Raw genomic sequence first — 12830 nt, 5'->3', positions numbered from 1 at the left:
TTTTCGCGCGTGTGACAGGTTTCAGGCCGACATCCGGTTTTCTGCCGGAGCAAGGAAGCGCCCGACCTCCGATGCGGCCACCGGTGCGGAAATCAAATAGCCCTGCGCCTCGGAGGCGCCGCGCTGGCGAATGAATTCGAGCTGGCTCTCGCATTCTATGCCCTCGACGGTCGTCGTCACCTGGAATGTCTGGCCAAGCTTGAGGATGATGTCGACGAGATCGGCGTCCCGCTGGCTCTCCATCATCGCCCTTGCAAAGGAGCGGTCGATCTTCAGCTGGTCGATTGGAAAGGCCCTGAGATTGTTGATCGAGGAAAAGCCGATGCCGAAATCATCGAGTGCGACGCGCACGCCGTGGCTGCGCAGGTCGCTGAGGCTTTCGCGGATCACCGTCTCATCAACGGAGAAGACGGATTCCGTCACTTCAATCGTCAAGCGCCCTGGCGCCAGCCCCGCTTCGGCAAGGCACTGCTTCACATAGTCGACGAAGTCGCGGTCCTTGAATTGATCACCAACCACGTTGACGGCGACACCGGCCGGCCCGGGCCATTTTGCTGCCTCGAGGCAGGCCGCGCGCACCACCCATTTGCCGAGCGGCAGGATAAGGCCGGTCTTTTCCGCGGCCGGAATGAAGAGGTCCGGCATGATCCGTCCCCTTTCGGGATGCCGCCAGCGCAGCAGCGCCTCGAACGAGCGTACGATTCGGCTCTCGACACCGACAATCGGCTGGTATTCGAGGAAAAATTCATCCGCCGCGATTGCCCGCGCAAGGTCATGTTCGATCACGGCCCGTTCCTGCACGTCCGCGGCAAGCGCCGCATCGAAGAAGCGGAAGCCGCTGCCGGGTGTCTCCTTCGCCGCGTAGAGCGCGACGTCGGCGCGCTTCAGAAACTCGGACATCGAGATATCGTCCGCCTCCATGAAGGTCACGCCGATGCTGCAGCCGCTGGCAATGCGGGTCCGCTTCAAGTCGAACGGGTCTTCGAAGAGGCCGCAGACCGTGCGGCAGACGTCCTCGACCTTGCCGGCAGAGGGGCGTCCGCAAATCGTGACGACGAACTCGTCGCCGCCGAGCCGGTAGACACGAGCCGTTGCCGCAAGACCGCGGCGCAGGCGCTCACCGATCGCCGTCAGCAATTCGTCGCCCGCATCGTGGCCAAGGCTGTCGTTGACGAACTTGAAGCGATCGAGATCAAGCAGCAGCAAAGCCGGACGATTGTCGTCGTCCCGCGCCTCGACAACCGCCTGGATATCCCGTTCCAGGCAGAAACGGTTTGCAAGCCCGGTCAGCCGGTCATGATAGGCGTCGTGGGTCAGTTGCTGCTCGGTCTGCCGGCGCTGGTTGAGCTCTTCGAGCAATTGCGCCTTCGAGCGCCCGATCTGGTAGAAGCCGACGCCGAAGAAGACCGGCATGAGCGCCAGGGCGGTCGCGGTGGGGGCGGAAAAGCCGAAGAGACTTGTTTGCGCATTATCGCGCAAAACCTGGTCCGCGGCGATGCAGATGGTCGGCAGGAAAGCTCCGAAAATCGATCCCGTCAGCGCATAGCGCTGCTCGGTCTTCGGCAACAAGGTCTTCAACATCATGTAACCCTAAACCGTTGTTATCATGACAACAGGGCGCAGCGGCCGGGTATCGGCCTGTCGATGTTCTAGAGGACAAAGAATGACAGAGTGTTAAGGGAGCGTTCGCGCCCGCCCCCTAGAATCAACGGGACTTCTTGGCCCCGGAACCATGGCCCGTTTCAAGCGTTTAGGCGGTTGTTGTCATTCGTGCGTGGGGCTTCGCGCGTCTATCGAGTGGGAAGGACCATCAGATGAAATCCATGATTTTCGGTGCCGCCGGCATTCTCGTCACCGCCGGGACGCTTCCGGCTTTTGCAGCCGACATGACCGTCTCCGAACCGCCTGTGGAAACACCGATCGTCGAAACGGCGGCCGGCGTCTACGACTGGGGTGGCTTCTATGTCGGCGTGAACACCGGCTACGCCTGGACCAATGCGAGTTCCGACGGCCCGGCCCCCGCGATCGACCAGGGTCTCGACGGCTTCGCGCTTGGCGCCTTCGCCGGTTACAATATTTACAACAATGGCTGGGTCTACGGTGTCGAAGCCGATATCAAGCACGACTTCAACAGTGACCGGTTCTCGTCGGGCGGAACGGACTATGAGGCGGAGACGAACTGGGGCGGCTCGGTCCGCGCTCGTCTCGGTTATGCCTTCGACCGCACGCTGATCTATGCGACGGGCGGTTGGGCCTTTACGCGGGCCGAACTCGAAAACGAAGACACCGGCGTGCGGGAGAAGGATACCGCGCATGGCTGGACGATCGGCGCCGGCGTCGAGCAGGCCATCACCGACACCGTGGCCGGCCGTCTTGAGTATCGCTACACGGACTATCGCAACTCCGACATCTTCAACGCTGCCGGCCGCGATGGCGATCTTGATTCGCATTCGATCATGCTCGGCGTCAGCATGAAGTTCTGATGCTCAAGCCGGGCGGTTCATCCGCCCGGCTTAACCGGCCGCTAACCATAATTTTACGCAAATATGCGAGAGGTCGAGACCCTGTCTCGTGCGCTCCCCTTTACGGCCCGCCTCGTTCAAGGCAGGATTAGAAAACGCGCGAACAACGGGACCCCCATGCGTCGGCTCATTCTGGCTCTCCTGCCCCTCGCCCTTCTCGCCACGTCCTGTTCCACCACCGACTACGACCTCGTATCGACCGCGTCGGTGCCGCCGCGTTTCGAGGACAAGGATCCTCAGGATTTCGGGGCCCGCACGCCGCATCGCCACCAGGTGCACGGCATCGACGTGTCGAAGTGGAATGGCGATATCGACTGGCCGGCCGTCAAGAACGGCGGCGTTTCCTTCGCCTTCCTGAAGGCGACCGAGGGCACCGACCGGCTGGACAGCCGCTTTGCCGAATATTGGCGCGGTGCGCGCGCGGCCGGTGTCGCCCATGCGCCCTATCACTTCTATTATTTCTGCTCGACGGCGGATGCCCAGGCGGACTGGTTCATCGCCAATGTGCCGAAGGAGGCAGTCCAGCTGCCACCGGTGCTGGATGCCGAATGGAACGCCGCCTCGCCGACCTGCAAGCTCCGCCCGCCGGCGGACGAGGTACGCGTAGCACTCCAGCGCTTCATGGACCGCCTCGAAAAACACTACGGCAAGCGGCCCATCATCTACACGACCGTCGACTTCCACCGCGAAAACCTCGTCGGGCATTTCGAGGGCTACCATTTCTGGCTGCGCTCGGTAGCGAACCACCCGGAAAACATCTATTCGGCCCGCAAGTGGGTCTTCTGGCAATATACCTCTACCGGCGTGGTGCCGGGCATTTCGACGGACACCGACATCAATGTCTTTGCCGGCTCGGCGAAGAACTGGAAGACGTGGGTCGCCTCGGTTTCCCGCTGACCAAAACAACATTTGCGTGACAAAGGGCGACAGCACGCCGCGGTTGCCTTTTTCTTCTTGCTTCGGTCACATTCATCTGAGACAGCCGGGTCAATCAGAGCGTGTCGCGCAAACGTGTGCAGCAGTTTTGCGATGACGGCATGCTGAAGTCAAAGACAGCAGGGCAACGGGCCCAAGGAGCATTCAAGATGCGGCAGAACCTGAAGACGACACTTGCGGCAGGCCTTGCGGCCTTTCTGCTGGCCGGCAGCGCGCATGCCCAGACGGCGACAGCAACGGCAGCCGCCTGCGGCGGCGATTTCAACGCCTTCCTGCAGGGCGTGAAGGCCGAAGCGTTGACGCGCGGCGTTTCCGCCGATGTCGCCGATCGGGCGCTCGCCGGTGCCGCCATCGACCAGAAGGTCCTGTCGCGGGACCGTGCCCAGGGCGTCTTCCGGCAGACCTTTCTTGAATTCTCCAAGCGCACGGTCAGCCAGTCGCGCCTCGATATCGGCCGCAAGAAGCTGAACGATCTCTCCTCGGTCTTCGCCCGTGCCGAGCAGGAATTCGGCGTCCCTGGCCCCATCATCGCCGCCTTCTGGGCCATGGAAACCGATTTCGGCGCGGTGCAGGGTGATTTCAACACCCGCAACGCGCTGGTGACGCTCTCGCACGACTGCCGTCGTCCGGAACTCTTCCGTCCACAGCTGATCGCCGCGGTCGAAATGGTCGGCCATGGCGACCTCGATCCGAACGGCACGACGGGCGCCTGGGCGGGCGAAGTCGGCCAGGTGCAGATGCTGCCGAAGGATATCATCGAATTCGGCGTGGACGGCGACGGCGACGGCCATATCGACGTCAAGAAGAGCGCACCCGACGCGATCCTGACCGCCGCGAAGTTCATCCAGCATCTCGGCTTCACCAAGGGCCAGCCGTGGATCCAGGAAGTCTCGGTGCCGGACGTCCTCCCGTTTGAAAAGACGGGCCTCCAGCCCGGCATGAAGGCCGCCGACTGGTTCGCGCTTGGCGTCAAGCCGCGTGACGGCGACACCTCCTTCGGCAATCTCGAAGCCTCGCTGGTGATCCCGCAGGGCCGCAAGGGTCCCGCTTTCATCACTTATCCGAACTTCAACATCTATCTCGAATGGAACCAGTCCTTCATCTACACGACGTCGGCCGCCTATTTCGCGACCCGTCTCGCCGGCGCCCCGCCCTATGAGCGCGGCGTACCGGAGGAAGGTCTTTCGGAAGAAAGCATGAAGCAGCTGCAGACCAAGCTGCAGGGTCTGGGCCATGACGTCGGCAAGGTCGACGGCATTCTGGGTTCCGGTACACGCGCCGCGATCCAGAAGGAACAGCTCCGCCTTGGCCTTCCGGCGGACGGCTGGGCGACGCAGGCGCTGCTTTCCTCCCTCTGACGGAAATCGGGTGGCTGAACGCCGCCCGAATGCTATAGGCAAAAAGAGACCCAGAGCGGCATGCCCCGGATCACGACCGGGATGCCGCTCTATCTTTTTCCCCTGCCGCATTTCTGGCGCAGGAGGCCTTGGGAGGACAGGATGGAGCAGACCGTATCGGCACCAGCACGCATGAGCGCGCAGACCTGGGGTCTGCTTGCGCTGCTCGGCATGATCTGGGGCGGTTCCTTCTTCTTCGCGCGCGTCGCCGTCGCCCATGTGCCGCCGGCAACGCTTGTGCTGCTGCGCGTCGGCATCGCCGCGCTGGCCCTGCACATCTATATCGCCGGCCGTTTCGACATCTACCCGACGCTGCGCGCCCGCTGGCGTGAATTCCTGCTGCTCGGTCTCGTCAACAATGCCGTGCCGCATATGCTGATCTTCCTCGGCCAGACGCAGATCGGCGCCGGCCTTGCTTCCATCCTCAACGCGACCACGCCGATCTTCACCGTGCTCATCGCCAACCGGTTGACCGCCGACGAAAAACTCTCATCCAAGAAAATCGCAGGCTGCCTCATCGGCCTCGCCGGCACCGCCGTGCTGATCGGCCCGCGCGCACTGGCCCCCTTTACCGGCGACAGCGGCCCGCCGCTCTGGGCGGTCCTCCTGCCGGTGCTTGCGGCCGTCTCCTACGGTTTTGCCGCGACCTACGGTAAACGCTTCCGCGGCGTTGCCCCACCGGCTATCGCCGCCGGCCAGCTCACCGCCTCGACGCTGCTGATGCTGCCCGTCTCCTTCGCGCTCGATGCGCCCTGGCAGCTTCCCCTGCCCCCGCTGAGCGCGATCCTCGCCGTGCTCGCGCTGGCGCTCCTCTCGACGGCGTACGGCTATATCCTCTTCTTCCGAATCATGGCAGCGGCCGGCGCAACCAACACATCGCTCGTCACCCTTCTCGTGCCGCCGAGCGCGATTCTCGCCGGCATGCTCTTCCTCGGAGAACAGCTGACACCGCTCGGCATGCTCGGCATGGCGCTCGTTTTGCTGGGCCTCGTGGTGCTCGACGGCCGGGTTTTCGCCCGTTTCCAAGCCTCCTGAAGAAAATCAGGAACAAAATGCCTTCCCGGTCGTTTCAAGACGATACGCCAGATTGCGGCGCCGACATTTCGCCACACTGGTAAATGCACACTGTCGGCATTCGTCATTTGGTAGGGATTGTGAATTTTTTGTGGCATGCATAATAGCGTAGGAAATTCAGTAGATTAGCACTGTGAATAACCATCCGGCGAAGACCGGATGTTGCAATGCAGCAACAAAATACCTTTCCAACCCGCTTTTTTCGGTCGTAATATCCGACCGTCAACGCAAGGAGGTAAGCCGATGGGACTCACACATTCCTTGAATGTTCTGATGATCAGTGCAGCATTCCTCTTCGTCGCAACGATGATCTTCATCTAAGGCGACCAAAGCGAAGCAGAGAGAGGCCAGGGACAAAATCAAGAAACCCTGCCGAAGCTCATTATAGAAATGCATGGCCCCGGAGACGGCGCCATGCATTTTCATTTCCAACTCAGAAACCGTATCAGGCGGCAGCGCCCGTCGCGCGCTGACGGTCGATCCGGGCGAAGCCAACACCATCGCAGACCGCCGAAACCATGGTCGAACGGTTCATCGTATAGAAGTGGAACTCGCTGATGCCGCGGGTGATGAGGTCGCTGACCTGGCGGATGGCCAGCTCGACCGCCACGGCCGTCCGCTCCTGCGGCCGGTCATCGACCGGGCCGAGGCGATCGGCCAGCCAGCCGGGCACGGAGGCGCCACAGAGGCCGGCGAATTTCTGGACCTGCGCGAGATTGTGCACCGGAAGGATGCCCGGCACGACCGGAATGGTGATGCCCGCCTTGCGCACACGCTCGAGATAGCGCTCGAAATCATCGTTCTCGAAGAAGAACTGCGTCAGCGCACGCGTCGCGCCCGCATCCACCTTGCGCTTCAACATATCGATATCGGCGGCGACATCCGCGCTCTGCGGATGTTTTTCCGGATAGGCCGAGACGGAGATCTCGAAATCGGCAAGACCATGCAGGCCGGCGGTAAGCTCGGCCGCATTGGCATAGCCGTCAGGATGCGGCTGATAGGCCGCACCGACACCGCCCGGCGGATCGCCGCGCAGCGCCACGAAATGCTTGACCCCGACGGCCTGGAACTCGGCGACGACGGCGTGAACCTCTTCCTTGGTCGCGCCGACACAGGTGAGATGCGAGGCGGCCGGCAGCCCCATGGTCAGAAGCTGGCGCACGGTCGCCAGCGTCGGCGCCTTGGTGGACCCGCCGGCACCGTAGGTGACCGACATGAAACCCGGCGCATAGGCCGAAAGCGCTACCGCCGTCTCCCAGAGCTGGCCTTCGGCCTCCGCCGATTTTGGCGGGAAGAATTCGAAAGACAGGCGGATGTCCCTGCGGCTCAAGCTTGCGGTCGCCGGGTTCATGTCAACTCCTCCTGCGGATTGCGATAGGGTCGGCCGCCTGTTCGCGCTGGTCGCGGGCAAGCCAGATGGTGACGGTCAGCGCATCGGCGGTCGATGGCGCGGGTTTCAGGTCGACGACCTCTTCAACGACCAGCCCCGCCTTCTCCAGCCATTCGGAGAGGGTCTGGTGCGAAAAGCCGAGACGGATATGGGCGTGCTCGTCGCGCAGGTGCTCCAGGGCATGCGGCGCAAGGTCGATGATGGCGAGCCGGCCGCCGGGCGCCAGCATGCGGGCCGCCTCGGCGACCGCCGCTTCCGGCTCTTCGAGGAAGTGCAGCACCTGGTGGATCGTCACCACGTCGAATTCGTCACGCTCCAGCGGCAGGTTGAAAATGTCGCCGTGGCGGATCGAGGCCTTGGTGATGCCGGCCCGGTCGAGATTGGCGCGGGCGACGGCCAGCATGTCGCGGCTGGCATCGACGCCGACGCCGCGCCGGTAAAGCCCCTCGAACAGTTGGAGGATGCGCCCGGTGCCGGTGCCGAGATCCAGGAAGGCATCGACGGGGGCGGTGCCGATCATCGCCGCGAGCTTCGCCTCGACTTCGGCCTCGCTGACATGGAGGCGCCGCATCGCGTCCCAATCGGCCGCGTTGCGGCTGAAATAGGCCTGCGCCTTGTCGGAACGGATTTTCTTGAGCGCCCGCAGCCGCTCGTCGTCGCGGGCAAAAACCGCATCAGCCGGATCGGCAGCATCGAGAAGCTGGCGGACAAGGTTCACGGCCGGGCCGCCCTGGCTTAGCCGGAAGAACGCCCAGGCCCCCTCCTGGTAGCGATCGACGAGGGCTGCTTCCGCAAGCAGCTTCAGATGGCGGGAGATGCGCGGCTGCGACTGGCCGAGGATATCGGTGAGGTCCGTCACGGTCAGGTCGCCGTGGAACAGGAGCGCGAGCAGGCGAAGGCGCGTCGGCTCGCCCGCCGCCTTCAGGATCTCCACGATATCATCCAGTCCGAGTTTCTGCGTGTCGCCCATGGCCAATCCAATCAAGACATAAAGATATGTTTATGTGATTACCCTTTGTCGCGCAAGGGCAAATCCGTGTCGCCGATCTTCCCATCAACAGCCCCAAAGAAAAACCCCGGCAAGCCGGGGTTTTTCAGATGATGCGAATGAGCGGTCGGATATTTCCGCGGCCTCAAATGCCTATCGCGTCAGGCGCTTGTAGGACTGGCTGCCGGGGTTGAGGGCATCGGGGCCGAGACGACGGACCTTGTCCTCCTCGTAGTCCTCGAAGTTGCCTTCGAACCATTCGACATGGCCATCGCCTTCAAAGGCCAGGATATGCGTCGCCAGGCGGTCGAGGAACATGCGATCGTGGCTGATGATGATGGCGCAGCCGGCAAAGTTCTCGAGCGCGCTTTCAAGCGCACCCAGCGTTTCCGTGTCAAGGTCGTTGGTCGGTTCGTCGAGCAGCAGCACGTTGCCGCCGGCCTTCAGCATCTTGGCAAGGTGAACGCGGTTGCGTTGGCCACCGGAGAGGTTGCCGACCTTCTGCTGCTGGTCGCCGCCCTTGAAATTGAAGGCGCCGCAATAGGCTCTGGAGTTCATGTCGAACTTGCCGAGCTTGATGACTTCGGCACCGCCGGAGATTTCCTCCCAGACGGTCTTGCTGCCGTCGAGCGCATCGCGGCTCTGGTCGACATAACCGAGGTGAACGGTGTCGCCGATGCGGATCGAACCGGCATCGGGCTTTTCCTGACCGGTGATCATCTTGAACAGCGTCGATTTGCCGGCGCCGTTCGGGCCGATGATGCCGACAATGCCACCCGGCGGCAGCTTGATCGACAGGTCGTTGATCAGCGTGCGGCCGTCAAAGCCCTTCGTGACGCCTTCCAGCTCGATGACCACGTTGCCGAGGCGTTCGGAAACCGGGATGATGATCTGCGCGTCGCCGGGCCGGATGTTTTCGGCCGCGTCGACCAGCTGCTCGTAGGCCTTGATACGCGCCTTGGACTTCGCCTGCCGCGCCTTCGGGCTGGACGCGATCCATTCCTGTTCGCGCGACAGCGCCTTCTGGCGGCCGGCTTCTTCGCGGCTTTCCTGCTTCATGCGCTTGGCCTTGGCCTGCAGGTAGGCGGAGTAATTGCCTTCGTAGGGAATGCCGCGGCCGCGGTCGAGCTCGAGGATCCAGCCGGTCACGTTGTCGAGGAAGTAGCGATCGTGGGTGATCATCATCACGGCGCCCGGATAGTCGCGCAGGTGCTTTTCCAGCCAGGCGATGGTCTCGGCGTCGAGATGGTTGGTCGGTTCGTCGAGCAAAAGCAGGTCCGGCTGCGACAGCAGCAGGCGGCAGAGCGCGATGCGGCGGCGTTCACCACCCGACAGCAGCGTGACGTCGGACTCCTTCGGCGGGCAGCGCAATGCTTCCATCGCCATCTCGACCTGCTGCTCCAGATCCCAGAGGTTCTGGCTGTCGATGATGTCCTGGAGCTTGGCGCCTTCATCCGCCGTCTCGTCGGAATAGTTCATCATCAGTTCGTTGTAGCGATCGATGATGGCAGTCTTGTCGGCGACGCCGACCATGACGTTCTCGAAGGCGTTCTTGGTCGGATCGAGGTGCGGCTCCTGCTCCAGGTAGCCGACGGTCGCGCCTTCGGCCAGCCAGGCTTCACCGGTATATTCCTTGTCCTGGCCGGCGATGATGCGCAGCACGGTCGACTTACCGGCGCCGTTCGGGCCGAGGATACCGATCTTGGCGTCAGGATAGAAAGACAGGTTGACGTTTTCGAGGATTTTCTTGGCGCCGTAGGACTTGTTGAGCCCCGACATGTGATAGATGAACTGACGTGCCATTAAGCGTGCTCCGCATGGAAATTTGCCCGCTATGTAGGCGAATTCTGCCGCCGCGGCAATCACGGAAAGCCGTGCTTGCACAGCACCGGAGCACTTCCGCACTGCATTGTCCGTTCTTCGCGCCCTTTTATTGCAAGGCAGCGTGATCGATGCGGAAGAGCTGGAAGTTCGTTTCGACCGGCGAAGCAAGGCGCACGAGACCCGGCCAGTCCCTGCCGGCCGACAGGGCCGCATAAAGCGGCGCGAAAGCGGGGTCGGATTCCAGCGGAAACCGACAAACGGCGACGTAGTCAAACGGCGCCAACGCCATCTTGCGCACGGCAGGATCACCGGACAAAAACGCCTCGTACATGCGCTTCATGCCAGGGGCTGCCCGATGAAAGGGAATGGCAGCGACGGAAAAGCCATCCGGCGCCGAGAACAGGATCGGCAAGCTTATGCCATTCGGTGCGGCGATACGGCCTGGGGTGATGGTGGCGAGCACGGAGAAATCCTGCCCCTTGCACTCATCGAACGTCATGTAGTCGGCGGCATCCAGCCTCCAGTCAAAGGTTGGGGCCACAAGGTAGAGCCCGCCGAAAACCGCCAGGCACGATGCAGCGGCACCCGTCATGGACCGACGGCCAATTTCCCGGCCCGGCCCGTGGAACGTCCAGGCAACGAACGCTGGAATGACGAGCGGCACAAGCGCGAATGGAAAGCGAACGTAGCGTGTCATTACCAAAGCGAACAGTAAGGCAACGACGGCCATGGCGTAAGTGACAAGCCGAGACATGACCGGCGCGCGAACCTTCGCGAAGACCAGCGGGGCCGCGGCAGCGAGCACAGCAGCCATAAGGCCCAGTAGTGCAAGAAGATCGAACTGGCCGTTGCCGTAAAAGTACAGGATGCTGTGCTCCTGCCATATACGGTCAAACCAGTAGGTCTTCGACAATGGGTCGATCATCGCATAGGGCCCGGAAAGACAGGCCGTAAAGCCAAGCGAAACAATCGCCAAAAGACAGGCGGCCGGCACCGCAAGGAAGGCGAGACGGACGAAAGCGGAGCTGGAGGCCGGCGTCAGCACGCTGCATAGGCCAAGGATACCGGAGCCCCCCAGCATCAGCGCGATATAAGGCGCCGAGAAGGCATCGCATTGGACGGACAGGGAGCCGGGAATGCCTAGAAACGCCGCAGCACTCACGACGGTCGCTATGAACATGCCGAGCGAAGCGGTCCACAGCATGGCGCGGGCGCCGCGCACGTCGAAAATGAATGCGCCAACGAGCGCGCCATAGGCAAGCACCACGAAAGGTAGGCATTCGAGGCCGATCACGACGGATAACGCACTGGCACCGCCGAGCAGCAGACCGCCCCACCGATCCCACCGGCTCGCCCCCGCGGCGATGGCAAGGAGGGTGAGAATTTGGGCATTGTGATGATCGATGCGGCCCGGCGCGAACTCCAGAGCCGCGATCGACATGAAGACCGTCATCAGGACCAGCACGGCCATATGCGCCCCGCGGGGAAGCACGGCACCGTCCATCAGCCGCGTCGCGACGGAGACCGCAAGCACGCTGAAGATGGCGAGCATGACCAGCGGCCAGAGCCAGAACGCTGCCTGAAGGGCCATGTCCGCGGGCATTGCAACGGAAAGGCCCTTGGCAATCGCAACATAGGGGAGATCGACAAGCCGCGACCAGGGCGAGACATAAGGCCCCGGCGTCGTGACGAAGGGAAGCGTCAGGTCGTACCAAGCCCCCTTCGCCGACAGCAGGAACCGGATCTGCAACTCGCGCAGCTTGTCGTCGACATCGGCATGGAAGAGACGACCATCGGCCATGTCCGCAAAAATGATCAGGAGAGCGGTTGCATAGACGATGCAGGCGGATTGCAGCACGGAAAGCCGCTCCCGCACACCGGCACCAAACGCCACGCCTGAAACACCACTCGCCATCACCGTTCCCTGTCTTTTCAAGGCCGAACGATAGGGCGCGCCGCTTAAGATTGAGTTGCCTTTCCCAAACGGGGCGGATCACGCGCCGGCGCGGAGCGCCGACGGAGCCACGCTTACAACTAACCCGCCTGCGCGGCCCCTGTGACGCCACCGGTACAGCGGGATTTCGTCGGAGATGAACCCTTAATCAGTGCAGCCAGGTTCCCCTCGCCCGCCGCAAGCCCGATGGTCAGGCCGATCACGATAGTCTTGTCGCCTGTCTTGCGGCAGCTGAGCCGTACCCGCTCGCCGGCACCGGCACCGAAGATAGTGTCGAAGGTAGTGCGAACTTCTGCGAGCGTCACCGCCGCACCCGCCCTGCCCGCGAAAAGCGCCCGCACCGGAGAGGCATTCAGTTGGTCCATCAGGTCCAGCGAACGGCTGTAATACACCTCTGCCGAGGCGGCGACGCAGCTGCCGCTCCTTAGCCATTGCTGACGGTCGAGGCCAAGGCGTGCGGCAGGCATGGCGGCGAGCAGGCGCTCTTTCGTGCCTGACGCGAGCACGATCTCCGGCAGATCCGTCCACTTGCCCTTGCGCGCCTTTTGCTTGAGGTCGTCTTCGATACCGCAATAGCTCTTGCGCACCTGGAAGCGGCTGAGCAGCGAAAGCTGCCGGGCAGCCGGCGAGGTCGCCGAAAAATCGGCACAGCCGCGGCTCTTCGGTCGTGACCTTGCCCCGTTGAAATAATCCATTTTGAAGTAAGCTCTGGCCCATTGAGAGGACCAGGGAATGAAGCGCAACC

At 62.7% G+C, this 12830-nt stretch carries 10 protein-coding genes; 4 read left to right on the top strand and 6 right to left on the bottom strand.

Features of this window, described 5'->3' with window-relative positions:
- Positions 1-21 precede the first annotated feature (21 nt).
- Positions 22-1581, bottom strand: a complete 1560-nt coding sequence (locus AC1RT2_RS03575; RefSeq protein ID WP_493099583.1) for a putative bifunctional diguanylate cyclase/phosphodiesterase — start codon at positions 1579-1581, stop codon at positions 22-24.
- Between the two features lie 233 nt (positions 1582-1814).
- Here AC1RT2_RS03575 and AC1RT2_RS03570 point away from each other — a divergent pair, with 233 nt between their 5' ends.
- The 4 genes from AC1RT2_RS03570 (at position 1815) to AC1RT2_RS03555 (ending at position 5890) form a co-directional block, all read left to right on the top strand.
- On the top strand, positions 1815-2483 hold the full coding sequence (locus AC1RT2_RS03570; RefSeq protein WP_493099582.1) for an outer membrane protein: 669 nt from the start codon (positions 1815-1817) through the stop codon (positions 2481-2483).
- A gap of 156 nt (positions 2484-2639) precedes the next feature.
- On the top strand, positions 2640-3419 hold the full coding sequence (locus tag AC1RT2_RS03565) for a glycoside hydrolase family 25 protein (protein ID WP_493099581.1): 780 nt from the start codon (positions 2640-2642) through the stop codon (positions 3417-3419).
- A 188-nt stretch (positions 3420-3607) separates the two neighbouring features.
- Positions 3608-4816, top strand: coding sequence for a lytic murein transglycosylase (locus AC1RT2_RS03560; RefSeq protein ID WP_069058295.1), 1209 nt, complete (start codon positions 3608-3610; stop codon positions 4814-4816).
- 141 nt (positions 4817-4957) lie between these two features.
- Positions 4958-5890 carry a DMT family transporter gene (locus AC1RT2_RS03555; protein ID WP_493099580.1) on the top strand — a complete coding sequence of 311 codons (933 nt, stop codon included), beginning with the start codon at positions 4958-4960 and terminating at the stop codon, positions 5888-5890.
- A gap of 484 nt (positions 5891-6374) precedes the next feature.
- Here the strand turns inward: AC1RT2_RS03555 and metF are convergent, their stop codons facing one another.
- The 5 genes from metF to AC1RT2_RS03530 all read right to left on the bottom strand — a co-directional run.
- A complete protein-coding gene (metF, locus tag AC1RT2_RS03550; RefSeq protein ID WP_493099579.1) occupies positions 6375-7280 on the bottom strand; it encodes a methylenetetrahydrofolate reductase [NAD(P)H] in 906 nt (301 codons plus the stop codon).
- 1 nt (position 7281) lies between these two features.
- Positions 7282-8289 carry an ArsR/SmtB family transcription factor gene (locus AC1RT2_RS03545; protein WP_493099578.1) on the bottom strand — a complete coding sequence of 336 codons (1008 nt, stop codon included), beginning with the start codon at positions 8287-8289 and terminating at the stop codon, positions 7282-7284.
- A 171-nt stretch (positions 8290-8460) separates the two neighbouring features.
- A complete protein-coding gene (gene ettA, locus AC1RT2_RS03540) occupies positions 8461-10110 on the bottom strand; it encodes an energy-dependent translational throttle protein EttA (protein WP_493099577.1) in 1650 nt (549 codons plus the stop codon).
- Between the two features lie 127 nt (positions 10111-10237).
- A complete protein-coding gene (locus AC1RT2_RS03535) occupies positions 10238-12046 on the bottom strand; it encodes a hypothetical protein (RefSeq protein WP_493099576.1) in 1809 nt (602 codons plus the stop codon).
- A gap of 119 nt (positions 12047-12165) precedes the next feature.
- A partial coding sequence (locus AC1RT2_RS03530; protein WP_493099575.1) for a ribonuclease T2 family protein occupies positions 12166-12830 on the bottom strand: 665 nt, incomplete at its 5' end.

Source organism: Shinella sp. GW821-FHT11G07 (assembly GCF_058808115.1).
This window is presented reverse-complemented; position numbering and strand designations above follow the sequence as displayed.

Coding starts and splice junctions, on each gene's coding strand:
- AC1RT2_RS03545 (WP_493099578.1), bottom strand. CDS start 8,289: ATGGGCGACACGCAGAAACTCGGACTGGATGATATCGTGGAGATCCTG.
- AC1RT2_RS03565 (WP_493099581.1), top strand. CDS start 2,640: ATGCGTCGGCTCATTCTGGCTCTCCTGCCCCTCGCCCTTCTCGCCACG.
- metF (WP_493099579.1), bottom strand. CDS start 7,280: ATGAACCCGGCGACCGCAAGCTTGAGCCGCAGGGACATCCGCCTGTCT.
- ettA (WP_493099577.1), bottom strand. CDS start 10,110: ATGGCACGTCAGTTCATCTATCACATGTCGGGGCTCAACAAGTCCTAC.
- AC1RT2_RS03570 (WP_493099582.1), top strand. CDS start 1,815: ATGAAATCCATGATTTTCGGTGCCGCCGGCATTCTCGTCACCGCCGGG.
- AC1RT2_RS03555 (WP_493099580.1), top strand. CDS start 4,958: ATGGAGCAGACCGTATCGGCACCAGCACGCATGAGCGCGCAGACCTGG.
- AC1RT2_RS03575 (WP_493099583.1), bottom strand. CDS start 1,581: ATGTTGAAGACCTTGTTGCCGAAGACCGAGCAGCGCTATGCGCTGACG.
- AC1RT2_RS03535 (WP_493099576.1), bottom strand. CDS start 12,046: ATGGCGAGTGGTGTTTCAGGCGTGGCGTTTGGTGCCGGTGTGCGGGAG.
- AC1RT2_RS03560 (WP_069058295.1), top strand. CDS start 3,608: ATGCGGCAGAACCTGAAGACGACACTTGCGGCAGGCCTTGCGGCCTTT.